This window comes from Methylobacterium oryzisoli, from assembly GCF_046557895.1.
In the GTDB taxonomy this organism is placed as follows: Bacteria; Pseudomonadota; Alphaproteobacteria; order Rhizobiales; family Beijerinckiaceae; genus Methylobacterium; species Methylobacterium oryzisoli.
In genome coordinates, this window is the sequence record NZ_JBKIBX010000042.1 from 10,301 (window position 1) to 26,227 (window position 15,927).

Annotated in this window: 15 protein-coding genes; 10 read left to right on the forward strand and 5 right to left on the reverse strand. The window is 73.6% G+C overall.

Annotation, left to right across the window (positions count from 1 at the left end; all coding sequences use genetic code 11):
• Positions 1–1,889 (forward strand): PAS domain S-box protein (locus tag ACKUB9_RS27540; RefSeq protein WP_410825960.1); only part of this gene is annotated, 1,889 nt, incomplete at its 5' end.
• 183 nt (positions 1,890–2,072) lie between these two features.
• Complete coding sequence (locus ACKUB9_RS27545; protein WP_407529185.1) at positions 2,073–2,675, forward strand: PepSY domain-containing protein; 603 nt, start codon at positions 2,073–2,075, stop codon at positions 2,673–2,675.
• Between the two features lie 96 nt (positions 2,676–2,771).
• Here the strand turns inward: ACKUB9_RS27545 and ACKUB9_RS27550 are convergent, their stop codons facing one another.
• Positions 2,772–3,275 (reverse strand): hypothetical protein, encoded by a 504-nt coding sequence (locus ACKUB9_RS27550; protein WP_407529186.1) that lies wholly within the window; start codon positions 3,273–3,275, stop codon positions 2,772–2,774.
• A 333-nt stretch (positions 3,276–3,608) separates the two neighbouring features.
• Between ACKUB9_RS27550 and ACKUB9_RS27555 the strand changes: the two genes are divergently transcribed.
• The 7 genes from ACKUB9_RS27555 to ACKUB9_RS27585 all read left to right on the forward strand — a co-directional run bounded on the left by ACKUB9_RS27555 (position 3,609) and on the right by ACKUB9_RS27585 (position 12,332).
• On the forward strand, positions 3,609–4,982 hold the full coding sequence (locus tag ACKUB9_RS27555) for an SWIM zinc finger family protein (protein WP_407529187.1): 1,374 nt from the start codon (positions 3,609–3,611) through the stop codon (positions 4,980–4,982).
• On the forward strand, positions 4,982–6,553 hold the full coding sequence (locus tag ACKUB9_RS27560; RefSeq protein ID WP_407529188.1) for a DUF5691 domain-containing protein: 1,572 nt from the start codon (positions 4,982–4,984) through the stop codon (positions 6,551–6,553). The genes ACKUB9_RS27555 and ACKUB9_RS27560 overlap by 1 nt, the downstream gene beginning before the upstream one ends.
• 3 nt (positions 6,554–6,556) lie before the next feature.
• A complete protein-coding gene (locus ACKUB9_RS27565) occupies positions 6,557–7,657 on the forward strand; it encodes an ATP-binding protein (protein ID WP_407529189.1) in 1,101 nt (366 codons plus the stop codon).
• Between the two features lie 308 nt (positions 7,658–7,965).
• Positions 7,966–9,717, forward strand: a complete 1,752-nt coding sequence (locus ACKUB9_RS27570) for a DUF5682 family protein (protein ID WP_407529190.1) — start codon at positions 7,966–7,968, stop codon at positions 9,715–9,717.
• The gene (locus ACKUB9_RS27575) at positions 9,714–10,874 is read left to right on the forward strand and encodes a VWA domain-containing protein (protein WP_407529191.1); all 1,161 of its coding nucleotides are present in this window, start codon (positions 9,714–9,716) and stop codon (positions 10,872–10,874) included. Before ACKUB9_RS27570 ends, ACKUB9_RS27575 begins: the two co-directional genes overlap by 4 nt.
• Before the next feature lie 93 nt (positions 10,875–10,967).
• Positions 10,968–11,318 (forward strand): hypothetical protein, encoded by a 351-nt coding sequence (locus tag ACKUB9_RS27580; protein ID WP_407529192.1) that lies wholly within the window; start codon positions 10,968–10,970, stop codon positions 11,316–11,318.
• A 432-nt stretch (positions 11,319–11,750) separates the two neighbouring features.
• On the forward strand, positions 11,751–12,332 hold the full coding sequence (locus ACKUB9_RS27585) for an STM3941 family protein (protein ID WP_407529193.1): 582 nt from the start codon (positions 11,751–11,753) through the stop codon (positions 12,330–12,332).
• A 34-nt stretch (positions 12,333–12,366) separates the two neighbouring features.
• On the opposite strand, the gene ACKUB9_RS27590 is transcribed toward ACKUB9_RS27585, so the two are convergent.
• A complete protein-coding gene (locus ACKUB9_RS27590; protein ID WP_407529194.1) occupies positions 12,367–13,785 on the reverse strand; it encodes a hypothetical protein in 1,419 nt (472 codons plus the stop codon).
• 488 nt (positions 13,786–14,273) lie between these two features.
• On the opposite strand from ACKUB9_RS27590, the gene ACKUB9_RS27595 reads away from it, so the two are divergent.
• The gene (locus tag ACKUB9_RS27595; protein WP_407529195.1) at positions 14,274–14,402 is read left to right on the forward strand and encodes a hypothetical protein; all 129 of its coding nucleotides are present in this window, start codon (positions 14,274–14,276) and stop codon (positions 14,400–14,402) included.
• A gap of 34 nt (positions 14,403–14,436) precedes the next feature.
• On the opposite strand, the gene ACKUB9_RS27600 is transcribed toward ACKUB9_RS27595, so the two are convergent.
• The 3 genes from ACKUB9_RS27600 to ACKUB9_RS27610 form a co-directional block, all read right to left on the reverse strand.
• On the reverse strand, positions 14,437–14,766 hold the full coding sequence (locus tag ACKUB9_RS27600; RefSeq protein WP_407529196.1) for a hypothetical protein: 330 nt from the start codon (positions 14,764–14,766) through the stop codon (positions 14,437–14,439).
• Between the two features lie 9 nt (positions 14,767–14,775).
• Positions 14,776–15,054: a hypothetical protein gene (locus tag ACKUB9_RS27605; RefSeq protein ID WP_407529197.1), complete on the reverse strand. Its 279-nt coding sequence runs from the start codon at positions 15,052–15,054 to the stop codon at positions 14,776–14,778.
• A 61-nt stretch (positions 15,055–15,115) separates the two neighbouring features.
• Positions 15,116–15,850 (reverse strand): hypothetical protein, encoded by a 735-nt coding sequence (locus ACKUB9_RS27610; RefSeq protein ID WP_407529198.1) that lies wholly within the window; start codon positions 15,848–15,850, stop codon positions 15,116–15,118.
• Positions 15,851–15,927: the final 77 nt, after the last annotated feature.

Genomic DNA, 15,927 nt, shown 5'->3' on the forward strand with positions numbered 1-15,927 from the left:
GACCCGATGTGCTGGCCGCCCTGCGGGCGGGCATCCCGCTGCTGGTCACCGATGCGGCCCAGGACCCGCGCACCCGTGCGCCGGAGAGCCTCGCGGCCTTCGACGCCATCGACACGCGGGCCGCCATCACGGCCTCGCTGGTCAAGGACGGGCGCATGAGGGCGGCGCTCTACGTCCATGCACGCACGCCGCGGCCCTGGACCGAGCACGATATCGGGCTGGTGATCGAGGTGGCGGAGCGCACCTGGGCGGCGGTGGAGCGCGCGCGGGCGGAGAGCCGGCTGCGCGAGAGCGAGAGCCGGTTCCGCACCATGTCGGACGATGCGCCGGTGATGTCCTGGATCACCGATCCGTCGGGCGTGTGCACCTACCTCAATCGGCGCTGGTACGAGTTCACCGGCCAGTCGCCCGAGACGGCGGAGGGGTTCGGCTGGCTCGACGCCGTGCACCCGGACGACCGCGGCTGGTCGGGCGAGACCTTCCTGCAGGCCAATGCGCGGCGGGAGGCCTTCCGCCTCGAATACCGGCTGCGCCGCCGCGACGGCGCCTATCGCTGGGCGATCGACGCCGCCTCGCCGCGCTTCGACGCGAACGGCGAGTTCCTCGGCTATTTCGGATCGGTGATCGACATCCACGACCGCCGGCTCGCGGAGACGGGCCTGCGCGAGCTGAACGAGACGCTGGAGAGCCGGGTCGCCGAGCGCACGGCCGAGCTGATGAAGGCCGAGGAGGCGTTGCGGCAGGCGCAGAAGATGGAGGCGGTGGGCCAGCTCACCGGCGGGGTCGCGCACGACTTCAACAACCTGCTCACCATCATCCGCTCCTCCGTCGACTTCCTGCGCCGGCCCGACCTCGCCGAGGAGCGCCGCCGCCGCTACGTCGAGGCGATCTCCGACACGGTGGACCGGGCGGCCAAGCTCACCGGGCAGCTCCTCGCCTTCGCCCGGCGCCAAGCCCTCAAGCCGGAGCTGTTCGATGCGGCCGAGCGGCTGGACAACGTCACGGACATGCTGCGCACCATCGTGGGCGCGCGCATCGTCATCGAGACCGAACTCGCCTGTGACCCGTGCTGCGTCGTGGCCGATGTCAGCCAGTTCGAGACGGCGCTGATCAACATGGCGGTGAATGCCCGCGACGCCATGGAGGGCGAGGGCACGCTGACGATCCGGGCCGAGGGCGTGTCCGAGATGCCCGCGATCCGCAACCATGCCGCCAGCCCCGGCCACTTCGTGGCCGTGTCGCTCACCGACACCGGCTCGGGTATCCCGCCGGACCGGCTCACGCAGATCTTCGAGCCATTCTACACCACCAAGGAGGTGGGCAAGGGCACGGGGCTGGGCCTCAGCCAGGTCTACGGCTTCGCCAAGCAGTCGGGGGGCGACGTGGCGGTGTCGAGCACGCTCGGCCGGGGCACCACCTTCACCCTCTACCTGCCGCGGGCCGACGGGACCTGTTCGATCGACGACCGCGCGGCCCCCGGCGGCGAGGAGGCGGTCGAGCACGGCCGCGGAAGGCGGGTGCTGGTGGTGGAGGACAATCTCGACGTGGGCCGATTCGCGACGCAGATCCTGGAGGATCTCGGCTACGAGACCGTGTGGGCGGCGAATGCCGACGAGGCGTTGAGCGTCCTGGCCGGCCCGGCCCGGTTCGACGCGGTGTTCAGCGACGTGGTGATGCCGGGCATGAGCGGGGTCCGGCTCGGCCAGGAGATCCGGCACCGTCACCCGGACCTGCCGGTGGTGCTGACCTCCGGCTACAGCCACGTGCTCGCCGAGGAGGGACGGCACGGCTTCGAGCTGCTGCAGAAGCCCTACGCTGCCGACGAACTCTCGCGGGTGCTGCACCGGGTCATCGGCGGACGGCGCCGCTACGCTCCCGCGCCGGCCTGAGGCGGGCGGTCCGCCGCGCCGTCTCCGATTTGCCCTGCATCTGCTCGCCCGCCGGCGGCGCAGGTCCGCGCCGCGACCGTCCGTAAGGGCATCCCCGGGTGATTTCGCGGGCAAACCGAGCAACTAACCGGCCAGCAACACGTTGGGGGGGACCCGGATTTCCGCTCGGAGAGGAAGACCGTCATGTTGACCCGTACGACCTGCGCCGCTGCTCTGCTGGCCCTCACCACCGGCTTTGCCGTCGCCCAGACGACGGCCCCCCAGACCACCGCCCCGCCCGCCACCGCGCCGGCACCCGCGACCCCCGCCACGCCGCCGCCCGCGCGCGCCGACAACGCCTCGACGGAGGTCGACGCGGCCAAGGCGAGCAAGATCGGACTCGCCCAGGCGCTCACGACCGCCCAGAGCCAGGGCGGGGACGGGCGCGCCATCGATGCCGACTTCGAGAAGGCCGAGGGCAGCACCCCCGCGCACTGGGAGATCAAGGTGGTCTACCCGGACGGCAAGCTGGTCGAGCACTACATCAACGCCGACACCGGCGCGCTCATCAAGTCGGAGAACCAGCCCTTCGAGCGCTACTTCACCCGGTTGAAGGTCAGCGACTTCCAGAATGCCAAGACGTCCCTGAAGGACGCCATCGCGATCGCCGAGCAGAAGAGTGGCGGCAAGGCCTTCGAGGCCGAGGTGGAGCGCGAGGGCAGCTCGGTCATCTACGAGATCACCGTGGCGGTCGCCGACAAGACCCAGGAGATCAAGGTCGGCCCCGACGGCAACGTCGTGCAGTGAGCCAGGGCAGGATCGCATTTTCTGCGACGAACCGGTGACCATTTCGTCTGGGTGAATGCCCTCACGGGCGGGCGACGCGCGATGCGGGCGCCCGCCCTACCGTGTCCGGCGGCTGCCTTCCGCCTCGGCCCGCGGGCTGGGCGGCGGGCCTGAGGGAGCCGCGAGCCACGATCGCCGCCGCTCGATCAGCATCGCGAGCCGCGCCGCCCGCTTCTCGCGCCGGTCGCAGTCGCAGGACAGGTCCCAGGGGCCGTCCAGGCTCGGCCGCCCGCCATCCCCATCGAACAGGCTGGCGATCCAGACCACGGTGCCGAGCACCACCAGCACCACGATGCCGAGCACCGGCCACGCGAACACCAGCCCGGCCGCCAGCGCGAGGCCGAGCTTGAGGGCGAGCGATCCCGCGAGCTTCAGTTTCAGGAGCAGCGCGAAGGTGCCCGCGGCGCCGGCGCCGCCCCGCAGGCCCCGCAGGATCCGCACGCGCATCCGACGCCGCGCGGCCAGCGCCTCCAGCCGGCCCAACTCGCGCGAGACGCGGCGCATCGCCGTCCGGTCCTCGATCGGGCGCAGCACGGCCTGCCGGTCCACCGATCCCCCCACGCCCCGCCTCCCTCCGCACCGCAACGAACCTGCGCATACGCGCGGCGCGAGCGTATAGATGTGCGCGAGGGCACGCGCGCACGATCATGACGCAACGAAGATACCACTTGGAGGCGCTACGACAGGACGAAGCCGCCGATATGTCAAGCTCGACCATTCGCTATCGGCCGGCCCGTGTCATGAAACTGAAATAATTTCAAGTCGGACGGTTTGAAGATCCATCCTTGTCGGGTGGGATCGGATTTCGACTGCCGGAAAGTCTTGCACCGCGCGGATCGTTGTCTACAGTGCCGCCGCGGCCGGGATAGCCGCCGGACCACGACTTCGAGACGCATGAGCCTGACTTCCGCACAGATCCTCGATCTCGCACCCGATGCGCCGAGCCGCAAGGCCGGCCAGGATCAGGCCAAGCCCGCCAAGTGGAGTGCCCTCGGCCGGTCCGGGGAGATGATCTGGGGCGAGATCAAGGGCAGCGGGGCCAGCCCCTACCGCACCGTCGCGGATCTTGCCGGCCCGGCCTCGAAATGCACCTGCCCGAGCCGGAAATTTCCCTGCAAGCACGCGCTGGGGCTGATGCTGGTGGATGCCGCAGCCCGGCTCCCGGAGGCCGAGCCGCCCGACTGGGCCGCCGCCTGGGCCAAAACCCGTGAGACCCGCGCGACCGCGGCCGAGACCCGCGCCCGCGAGCCGGCCAAGCCCGTGGACGAGAAGGCGCAGGCCAAGCGCCGGCAGGCCCGCGAGGAGCGGGTCGCAGCCGCCCTCGACGAACTCGATCTCTGGCTGCGCGACCTGATGCGGCGCGGGCTCGCAGGCGTGCGCTCCGAGCCCTACGCGTTCTTCGACCGTATGGCCGGCCGCCTCGTCGACGGGCAGGCGCCCGGTCTCGCCCGCCGGGTGCGCGCCCTGCCGGGCTTCGCCGCCGCGGCCCCTCCCGCCGGGGCGCCCCGGCCGGAGGAGGCGCTGGCGCTCGGAATCGGCCGGCTCGCCCTCCTGGTCGGGGCGATGCGGCGCCTCGACTGTCTGACGCCGGAGCAGGCGGCGGCCGTGCGCGCGGCGGTCGGCTACCCGGTCACCGCCGAGGAGATGGCGGCCCGGCCCGACGCCGCGGATGCCTGGGCCGTGCTCGCCCACGCGGTGGAGGACGAGGACAAGCTCACCGCCCGCACGGTCTGGCTCGCCGGGCGCGGCAGCGGCGCCCTGGCGCAGGTGGTCGATTACGGCGCGCCCGGCTCGCCGCTGCCGCCCGTCCCGGCGGCGGGCCAGGATTTTTCCGGTGCCCTGGCCTTCCAGCCGGGCGAGCCGCCCCTGCGCGCCATCCTGCGCGAGGGGCGTGCGGCGCCCTCCCCCGCCGGGCCGCTCGCGGGTGCGACGACGGTCGCCGCGGCCCTCGACGGCTTCGCCGACGTGCTGGCCCGGGCGCCCTGGACCGAGCGCTGGCCCGTCCGGCTCGCGGGAATCCGCTTCGGCCACCTCGCCGGCTCCACGCCGGAGCGCCCCCTCCTCGGCCTGGGCGACGAGACCGGCAGCCTCGTGCTGCGGGCGGATCCGCGCCTGCCCGCCCTGCTGGCTGTGGCGGCGGGCGAGCGCGTCGACGTGTTCGGCCTCTACGACGGCTTCGGCCTCAACGTCCTGGCCCTCGTCGCGCAGGGCTGCCTCTACGCGGTGCCGGCCCAGGACTCGCAGCCGATCCTGATGCGGGCGGCCTGATGGACGCAGCGACGATCGCCGCCCCGGCCGCCGACGGCTGGGAGACCGCTCTCGCGGCGGCCCTCATCGGCGCCGAGCGCGCGCTGGCCGGACCGGCGGGCGCCCCCTTCGCGGATCTCGGTCCGGCCGGCGACGCGGGCGGCGGCCTGCTCGCGCGCCTCGCCGCGCAGGGCGTCCACCGCCTCGCCGGGGCGGGGCTCGCCCCCGACGCGCTCACCCCCGTGCCGAAGCGCAGCCTGCCCGGACCCGAATGCCCGCCCGCCGCCGCAGCGCGCCTCGCCCTCCTGCTCGCCGCCGGCCAGTCGGCCCGGTCGCGGCTAGAGGAATGGTGCGGCCTCGCGGCCGAGGCGGGCATCCGCGCGCCTGCCTGGCTGCTCCCGGCGCTTAGCCCCTATCGGTCACAGTGGCCGCGGGCGATCGAACGGATCGCCGGCCCCGAGATCGACTGGCTCGACCGCGCCTGCGCGGGCGGGAGCGCCGAGGCCGCGTCATCGCCGCAGGACTGGACGGAGGGCACGCCCGCTATCCGTCGCGATGCCTTCGCGGCCTTCCGGCAGCGCGACCCGGACGGCGCCCGCGAGGCCCTGGAGGCCGGCTTCCGCGGCGAGAAGGCGGACATGCGCCAAGTGCTCGTCGCCGCGCTGGACATCGGCCTCGGCGAGGCCGACGCGCCCTTCCTCGAAGCCTGCCTCGACGACCGCGCGAGCGGCGTCCGGGCGGCGGCGCAGCGGCTGCTGGCGGACCTGCCCCGCTCGCTCTTCGCCTCGCGCATGGCGGCGCGGGCCAAAAAGGCGCTCGTGATCGAGAGCAGCCGGGGTCTGCTCGGGGGCACGAAGCACGCGCTGACGGTGACGCTGCCGGAGGAATCGCCCACGCTCGCCCGCGACGGCATCGAGCCCCGCCCCTACCGGCAGAAGGCGGGCGGCGCGCGGGCGGGACTGCTGCAGGAGATCCTGTCGCAGACGCCCCTGCACGCCTTCGCCGAGCATCCGCCGCGGCTCTGGATCGAACTCGCGCTGCGCAGCGAGTGGGCGGGGCCGATCCTCGAAGGCTTCGTCGCGGCCGTGCGCCGCGAGGACGACCCGGACTGGGCGCGTGCGCTCGCCGAGGTCCTGGGCGAGGCCGCCGCGGGGCGCCTCTCGGGGATCCGGCCGACGAACGAGCTGCGCGACGACTGGGCGCGGGCGGCCGCCCTCCTGCCCGGAGCGGAGTGGGAGAGCTTGGTCGAGGGATTGTTTCGGAAGGCGGCCGTCGAGGTGGTGCTCGCCCATCTCGGCCACGCGCCGTCCGCCTTCTCCGAGCGCTTCACCCTCGCCCATCTCGACTGGCTCGCCGTGGTCACCCGGGCCCCGCCCGGGATGCGCGACCCGCTCACCCGGACTTGGATGATCGACCGGTTCGGCGAGCGGGCGTGGCCGGGCGAGCCCGCCGCCGCGGCCGCCGCCGCCATCCTGGCGCGCCTGCCCGCGGATGCCGACGAGCGCCTGCGCCGCCAATGCGCGACGCTGGCCGAGATCCTCGACCTGCGCGCCGCCATGCGGCGCGACTTCACCGGACCGGAGGGTGCCTGAGACATGCCGCAGACCAACGGGAGCAAGGCCGCGCAGCTGCGCCAAGCCGCCGAGGACGCCTTCGCGGAGGAGCTGGCCGCGCTGCGCGCCGCCGACGACCGGGCGCGCCCGCCGAACTGGCAGCTCTCGCCGCAGGCGGTCGTGACCTACCTGATGGGCGGGCGGCTGCCCTCCGGTTTCGAGGTCACTCCAAAGTACATCGGCGAGCGGCGCCTGATGGAGGTCGCGGTGGCGACGCTCGCCACCGACCGGGCGCTGCTGCTCCTCGGCGTGCCCGGCACCGCCAAGAGCTGGGTCAGCGAGCACCTGGCGGCGGCGATCTGCGGCACCTCGCGCCTGATCGTGCAGGGCACGGCCGGCACCAGCGAGGAGGCGATCCGCTACGGCTGGAACTACGCGCTCCTGCTTGCCAAGGGGCCGAGCCGCGAGGCGGTGGTGGCCTCGCCGGTGATGCGCGCCATGAACGAGGGCCGCATCGCCCGGGTGGAGGAGCTGACCCGCATCCCCTCGGAGACGCAGGACAGCTTCATCACGGTCCTGTCGGAGAAAACGCTGCCGATCCCCGAACTGAACGAGGAGGTGCCGGCCGAGAAGGGCTTCAACCTCATCGCCACCGCCAACAACCGCGACCGGGGCGTGAACGAGCTGTCGAGCGCGCTCAAGCGCCGCTTCAACACCGTGGTGCTGCCGCCGCCCGCCACCATCGAGGCCGAGATCGCCATCGTGGAGACGCGGGTGGCCGCGCTCGGCCGCGCCTTCGAGATCCCGGCCGAGCCGCCGGGCGCCGACCAGATCCGGCGCGTCGTCACGATTTTTCGCGAGTTGCGCGAGGGGGTGACGGCGGACGGCAAGAGCAAGGTGAAGCAGCCCTCGGGCACGCTCTCGACGGCGGAGGCGATCAGCGTCGTCGGCAGCGGGCTGGCGCTCGCCGCGCATTTCGGCGACGGCCGCCTCTCGGCCCACGATCTCGTCTCGGGGATCAGCGGCGCGGTGGTGAAGGACCCGGTGCAGGACGCCATCGTCTGGCGCGAGTACCTCGAGACCGTGGTCAAGGAGCGCGACGGCTGGAAGGATTTTTATAAAGCTGCCCGCGCGAGCGCGTGAAACTCCCTTGTAACCCTCCCCCCACGGATATCGGGCTTGCCCGATATCCGCATCACTGAGTGCTCAAGTCGGGCAAGCCCGACTTGAGAAGGGGGAGGGTGCCCGCGGAGCGGGCGGGAGAGGGGCTGCGCGACGGTGCCACTCTCAGTCGGCGTCGGACCAGCGGAAGCGGCGCTCCCCTCTCCCGACCCCCTTCGGGGGCCACCCTCCCCCGCAGAGGGGGGGGGCGCCGCGAGCCTCGCGCGCGAACCGGCCATCGAACCGAGGATGATCCGCCATGAGCCTGACCCTCGCCACCCCGAGCCGCGATGCCTGACATCCGCCTCTTCGGCATCCGCCATCACGGCCCCGGCTCGGCCCGCTCGCTCCGGGCGGCGCTCGATGCGCTCGACCCCGATTGCCTGCTGATCGAGGGTCCGCCGGACGCCGACGCGCTGATCCCGCTCAGCCTCCGGGAGGGCATGGCGCCCCCCGTCGCGCTCCTCGTCTACCGGCCGGACCGGCCGCGCGATTGCGCCTTCTTCCCCTTCGCGGATTTCTCGCCGGAATGGGTGGCGATGCGCCACGGGATCGCGGCGGGCGCGAGCGTCCGCTTCATCGACCTGCCGCACGCGAACCAGCTCGCCGACGGTTTCGGCGTGCCGGAAGAATCGCCCGAGGCCGCGCCGATCGACGCCGAGCCTCTGGCCGAGGCGACGGACACACCGCCCGAGGACGGCCCGGCCCCGGCGCCTGCCGCGATCCGGCGCGATCCGCTCGGCGAACTCGCCGCCGCCGCGGGCTATCCCGATGGCGAGCGCTGGTGGGACGCCCTGGTCGAGAGCCGCGCGGGCGCCGACGGCGACGTGTTCGCGGCCATCGGCGAGGCGATGACGGCCCTGCGCGAGGGCGCCGAGCTCGATGCGGACGAGGCGTTTCGCGAGGAGGCGCGCGAGGCGCATATGCGCGCGGCAATCCGCAAGGCGGCCAAGGAGGGGTTCGCGCGCATCGCCGTGGTCTGCGGCGCGTGGCACGTGCCGGCGCTCGCCCGCCACGACGCGAAGGGTCAGGCGACGGCCGACGCCGCGACGCTCAAAAACCTGCCCAAGACCAAGGTCGCCGCCGCCTGGGCGCCCTGGTCCTACGAGCGGCTGGCCTTCGCTTCCGGCTACCGCGCCGGCGTGCTCTCGCCGGAGTGGTACGACAGCCGCGTCGCCGAATTGTCGGGTCTGATCGGCACGCTGCTGGATGCCGACCTCGCCGGGGCGGGCGCCGAGGTGATCCGGGCGATCAACGACCGCGCCGCCCTCTCGGCCGACGTGTTCGACCTGATGGAGGCCCTGCCCCCGCTCGCCGAACTCGCCCGCTACGGCTCGGTCCGCTCCTCCGACACCGCGCCGGTGCTCGCGGTGGTGCGCGGGCTGGTGCCGCGCGTCGCCGCCGGGCTGGTGGCGGCCTGCCAGAGCCTCGACGACGACGCGGCCGCCGCCGCCAAGGGGCGCCTCGTCGCGGTCTCGGGCGCCGTCGCGCTCATCGAGGAGCCGGAGCTGAAGGCTGTGTGGCAGGAGGGCCTGCGGGGCCTCGCCGACCAGGAGCACGCCCATGGCCGTGTGGTGGGGCGCGCCGTGCGCCTGCTGTTCGACGACCGCGCCGTCGCGGCCGAGGAGGCGGGCGACCGGATGCGGCTGTCGCTCTCGCGGGCGGCGGCGCCCCCCGCGGCGGCAGCCTGGATCGAGGGCTTCCTCGAAGACAGTGGCACGGCGCTGATCCATGGCCAGGGGCTCTTGCCCGTCGTGGACGAGTGGCTGTGCGGCCTCGACGAAGACACCTTCACGGAGCTGCTGCCGCTGGTGCGTCGCACCTTCGCGACGATCGCGCCGGCCGAGCGCCGGGTGATCGGCGAGGCGCTGACGCGGCCGGGCGGCGGCGCGCCGGGCGACACCGCGCCCGGCCGGGTTTTCGACGCGGAGCGGGCCGCCCGGGTGCTGCCGATCCTGCGCCTGCTTCTCGGGCCCGCCCCGGCGGCCCAAGACACCCCTTTCACCCAAGACATCCCAGCCACCCTGGAGGATGGGCGGTGAGCGAGACCGAACGCCTGCGCCGCTGGCGCCTCGTGCTCGGCGGCGGCCCCGCCGACGGGACCGGCTGCGCCCTCGGGGAGCGGGACCAGCGCCTCGACCGGGCGCTCGGCGCCCTCTACGATTCCGACCGCGGCGCCAGCCTCGGCTCCTCCGCTCCATCTGTGCCGCGCTGGCTCGGCGACATCCGCGACTACTTCCCGGCCTCCGTCGTGCAGGTGATGCAGCGCGACGCCTTCGAGCGGCTCGACCTCAAGCGCATGCTCACCGAGCCGGAGATGCTGGACGCCGTCGTCCCGGACGTCTCGCTCGTCTCGACCCTGATCTCGATGCGGGGCCTGCTCGGCGGACGCACCAAGGAGACCGCTCGCCTCGTGGTGCGCAAGGTGGTCGAGGCGCTGATGCGCAAGCTGGAAGAACCCCTGCGGCAGGCGGTGAACGGGGCGATCGACCGCGCCAGCGTCAACCGGCGCCCGCGTCACGCCGAGATCGACTGGAACCGCACCATCCGGGCGAACCTGCGCCACTACCAGGCGGAGTACCGCACCATCATCCCGGAGACGCGCCTGGGCCACGGCCGCAAGAGCCGCGGCAGCCTCAAGGACGTGATCCTGTGCATCGACCAGTCCGGCTCGATGGCGAACTCGGTGGTCTATTCGAGCATCTTCGGAGCCGTGATGGCCTCGCTGCCCGCGGTCTCCACCCGCCTCGTGGTGTTCGACACCGAGGTGGTCGACCTCTCGGACGAGATGGACGATCCGGTTGAGGTGCTCTTCTCGGTCCAGCTCGGCGGCGGCACCGACATCAACCGGGCGGTCGGCTACTGCGAATCGCGCATCACCCGGCCCGAGGACACGATCCTCGTCCTGATCTCGGATCTCTACGAGGGCGGGGTCGAGGCGGGGCTGCTCGCCCGGGCGCAGCGCCTCGTCGGGGCCGGCGTGCAGATGGTCGCCCTGCTGGCGCTCTCGGACGAAGGGGCGCCGGCCTACGACCGGGCGCTCGCCGCGCGGCTCGCGGCCCTCGGCGTGCCCGCCTTCGCCTGCACGCCGGACCTCTTCCCCGACCTGATGGCGGCGGCGATCCGGCGCTCCGACCTCTCGGCCTGGGCGGCCACGGCGGGGATCGCGGCGGTTCCGGCCGCGGCTCAGGACGCGTAGCGCCGTGCGCGAAACCGGGTCTGGACACCCCATGACCGAGTCAGCGGGGCGAACCGGCTCGGCGTGCCGCCGGCGCATCAACGGAGTGACGCGATGATCATCTGGTCCGGCTGGGGGGCACTCACCGCCCTGATCATGGGGGCGGCGCTGGTGGCGGGCGTGCTCGTCGATCCGGCGCTCGCCCGCATCGGCCTCCCGACCCCGACCGGCGTCGTCGTGGTGTGGGTGGCCGCCGCGGTGCTGAACTGGGTCGTCGGCACGCGGCTCAACAACCGCCCGGGCCGGGAACTGGTCGATCCGCGCACCGGGCAGGTGGTGATCCTGCGCGGGCGCCACACGCTTTTCTGGATCCCCATGCAGTACTACTCGGTGCTGATCCTGCTGCTCGGCGCCGTCGCGATCCTGGGCGCGCTCGGCGCCGGGACGCCGCGGCGTCCGGGGTGATCCACCCGGACATCGCGCGCGGACAAGCCCCTTTCCCGGACGATTGAGATGATTTCCGTCTGATCGTTTCGAAATCAAGAATGGGCGGGATCCCCTCTCCCGTGTGGGAGAGGGGTAGGGGTGAGGGTGCGGGAGAGAGCAGGATGAGACGCGACCAGCACCGCGCTTCGTGGTTGAGCCTGAACCCTTCCGCTCCCTTCACCACAGTCTCAGCTTCACTGCAGGACCGTCGCCACCCTCACCCCCGGCCCCTCTCCCAAACAGGAGAGGGAGAAGCATAAGAATTCGCAAGGCTTCAGCCTGTCAGAACCGATGCAACAACAGAGCCGCTGCGCGGCACATCTCCCCTGGTTCCCGGATCTCCTTCCACTTCGTTTCAGTCGTCCGGGAAAGGGGTGGGAGTGACGGGCGTCAGCGATGAATCGAGATGCCATGAAGCGCGCCAAAGCCATCCCCGCGGAGCGGCCGGGCAAGTGGAGCGGGGCGCCGGAGCCATCGCCCGACGAGGCGCGGGTCGACTTGCCGGTGGCGCGCCGGCAGCTCGCCGGCCTGCTCCTCGGCGCGGGCGCGTTCGTCGCCACCGGGGCCTGGATGCTCGCCACTCGTCCGGACCCCGTCGTGGCCGGACTCGGCCTCCTGGCCATCGCCTTCTTCGGTCTCTGCGGCCTCGTCGCGTTGCGCGACCTCGTGCGGCGCGGCCCGGTCCTGTCGGTCTCGGCCTACGGCCTGTTCGACCGCCGATTCTCCACGGAGTGGATTCCGTGGTCGGCCCTGGACGGGTGCCACGTCGCCGGCGGGGTGCTGAGCGTGGCGGTGCGGCCGGAGCGCGATGCCGCCCTGCCGCTGACGCACCGCGCCCGCTGGATCGCCCGCTTCAACCGGATCGTCTTGCACCCGCGCGACCCGCGGTTCGCCAGCCTCTACTGGATGCCGTGCCAGGGCGTGGCAGGCGGCGGCGAGGCGGTCGCGGAGGCGATCGCGCGGGTCCTGGGCGGACCTCGCCGCCGGCGCTGACGGCCGCTCCGACACGGGCCGCCTCGCGCGGCGCTCAGTCCGCCGTCGAGAAGACGCTGTCGCCGATGAAGATCATGTCCCGGTCGGGCTGCGGCGGGTCCTTCTGCGAGCCGAAGGCGAAGAAGAGCCGCCGCACCCGCCCGTCCGCCCCCGTCAGGGTCAGCGTGTAGCGGTCGAGGGCGTAGCGCCCGCCCTCCGGCGCGCGGCGCCGGCTGAGCGCCGAGCCGACGCCGGTGGTCGCACCCGAATTCGTCGCCCCGACCGAGCCGCCCCGGCCGTAGCTGCCGTCAGGCCGGAAATCGTACCGGCTCGACACGGCGATCATCACGTCGCCGCCCATCGCGCTGTTGCCGCCGCCCGACAGCCGGCGATAGCCGCGCGACAGGGTCTCCCCCGCCCCTGCCGGGAAGGCCTTGAAGAAGCTGCCGTCCTGGAGGCGGTAGGAGAGCGGCTTTCCGCTCGTGCCGGTGAGCACGAAGTCGTCGCCCGAGCGGGTCCAGCGGCCGAAGCGGCGGGGCTTGGCCTGCCGCTCGGCCGCGAGGTCGACATCCTCCAGCGCCGCGTCGTCGATCTCGTAGGTGCTGCCGTCCCGCAGCAGGATCAGCGGCTCGAAGTCGATCGTGACCATGCCGCCGACCCCGACGCCGGTGGTGGCGCGGAAATACACCCCCTCGACCTGCGCCCAGTTGGCGGCGTGGCGCGGCTCCGCCGGGAGGGCGGCCGGCGGCGCCTCGGCGGGCGCCTCCGCCACGCGGGGTGGATCGTCGGCCCGGCGGGCTGGGCCTGCGATCCGGGCGCGCCCCTTCGCCACCAATCCCTCCTCCGTCAGATCGAGGGCGCGCAGCTTGGCCGGCGGGATGAACTCGCCCGAGAGGCCGGCGAGGAAGCGCGGCACCACGCCGAGCCGCCGGGCCGCCTGCCAGCCGGCGTGGTGCAGCACGGCCCGCAGCTTGACCTGCTCGGCGAAGGCGGCGCGCGTCTCCAGCCGGGACAGGGGCGGTTTGTCCGCCATCGGCATCACGAACTGCTCGCGGATGGCCCGGAGCGCGGCCGGGCTCGGCTCCGCCGTGGCGTCGTTGGCGACCATCCACTGGAGGACGACGAAGGCCGTCAGCACGTCCCCGGCATCGGTCGGGCGCAGGCCGGTGCCGTCGAGCAGGCTGCGGAAGATCGCGTCGTAATCGTGCTTGCTCATCTCGCGCGCCACCTCGGCCGCCGCGATCGGGTTGGTGGCCTGCAACTCGCGCACGTGGCGGGCGACGGTGCGGGCGCGCAGCTCCGCCGTGGATGTGAACGGAAGCTCGGCACCCGCTGGCCGCTCGCTTCCGCCGGGCTCGGCACCGGGTGCCCGGGGCGGCAGGGTCAGCTCCTGGGGCATGCCCATCGTCTGGGCCGCAGCCGGGCCGGCGATCAGGCACGCGAGAAGGCCGAGGGGGCGGAGGGCAGGTCGCATGGGATCGCTCCTGGTCGCGCGAGGGGTGGTCGGGGCCGCTCAGCGCGCCGGCCCGGCGCAGGCGGCCGGCGGCAGGCGGGCGAGGAGGAAGGTGCGGTTCTCGGCGTCCGGCGGCACGAACATTCCGGGCCGGCCGGGACCCGCCGCGGAAGGACAGGTGGCGTCCGGGCTGAAGCCCGGCCGGGCAGAGACGGCATGCGGCACCCGTGAGGCCGCGTCGTCGTTGACGATCCGCAGCCTTCCGTCCGGCAGGACCTCGACCGCGAAGTCGCCCGCGCAGCTCGCGCTTCGCCCGCAGCGGCGAATGCGGCCCCTTCCTCCGGGCAGCCGATCTCGCCCGTCGCGCTGCGCCCGTCGGCGAGGTCGACGCGCAGGGTCAGGGTCAGCTCCGGATCGATCCGGCCCGCGTCTCGCCGGGCGGCCACGAGGCCGCGGGACGAGCCCGAGAGGAAGAGGCCGGCGATGATCTGGCCCGGATGGCGGGCGAGATGCGCCGCGTCGTAGACGCGCCCGTAGCAGGCGCCCGCGGGCGGGAAGGCCCGCTCGGCGACGAGGCCCTGCGCCGCGGCGGTCATCGGCAGGGCGAGAAGCAGGAGCGCGGCGAGGCGGATCGGTGATAGCGGCATCGGCCCTCCGGCGTGAATGGAACGGTCAGGATTGCCGGCGGGCGCGCCAGAGCGCGACGGCACCGCCGACGAGCCCTGCGAGCAGCGTCAGCAGCATCACCGGCAGGAGGGCGATGACGATCCAGCCCATCATCGTCAGCCCGTAGAGCAGGCCGCCGATGTCGATGCCCGCGACCCGGCAGGGCTGCACCTGCGCCTCGTTCACCGGGCAGCCCGTGAGCCCCGCCAGCGACAGGCCCGCGGCGAAGAGCAGGGCGGGCAGCCACGCGAGGCCGGCGGCGATCACGGCACCCCGCCAGCCCCACCCGGCGAGCGGGCCGAACAGCAGCAGGCGGCCCAGGCGTTTGCCGTCCATCGGCGCTCGCTACCGCGCCGCGCCGCCGGCGCAGCGCTGCCAGGTGCGCTGATAGCCGGCCTCTCCGGGCCGGCCGTAGCACCAGCCCGCGGCGGCGAGCCGGCGGTCGAGGGCGTCGCGCCGCGTGCAGGCCTCCTGGGTCCGCGGGTCGTCGCCGCGGCCTCCGCGGCAGGCGCTGTTGAGCGCCGCCCAGTCCCGCAGCAGGGCGGTCGGCTCGCGGCCGGCCGGCGCGGCCCAGGCGGCCTGCGCCGCGACGAGGAGCGGGAGAACGAGGAGAGGCAGCGTCATGCTCGGCCTTTCAGGCGAGGGCGCGATCCGCGCGCCAGACCAGGGTGATCCCATCGCCCGCCTACGGCGCGCGGCTGTAGAGGCCGCGGAAGCTCACGTTCATGCCCCCGCAGGCGTTGTTGTCGTCGACGACGAGCCAGGGGCCGAGCCGCCGCATCCAGACCTTGCAGTCCGCGGCATCGCCCTGCCCGACCGGCAGCGTGCCCTTCTCGCCCATCGCGAAGCTCAGCGCGTCGCCGGAGGGCGTCACGGTGCCTTCGAGGCTGCCGAGGTTGACGGCCCCGCGCCGGACCCGGTCCGGATCGAGCGAGCCCCATGTGGCGTCGCCGGTGACCGCCAGCGTGCCAGGCCGGGCGCCCGGCTTCACCCGGATCGTCGCCTCGACCCGCGTCCAGGTGCCGAGCCAGCCCTCCGGCGCGACGGCGGCGGCCGGCGCGACGGTCACGGCCGCCGCCGGCAGCCAGCCGGACCGGCCCGTGTCGGTGCGCTTTCTGTCGCCGGGCGCGAGATAGGTGGCGCAGAGATAGGAGCCGCGCCGCGCCCCGATCAGCACGCGGTCGCCGGACACCAGATAGGCCCGAGCGCGGCATTCGAGCGAGGCGTCCGGGCAGCTCTTCCGCTCGATCGCATCCTTGACGAAGTGGGTGCGCTCGGTCCCGGTGATCGTTCCGACGGCGAGCGGCGCTGCGTCGGAGAGCTGCGGCAGGTCGCGGCAGGCGCCGTCATCCGCCGTCCCCTGTGCCAGGGCGCCGTGGAGCGGGACGAGGAGGATGGCGAGGCTCAGGTGGCGGCGCATGGGGGTCGGATCATCGGGGGCTCACGGCAGGTGTCGCCGCGGAGGCGCGGCGAGGACGAGGATGCGGGGACGAGGCA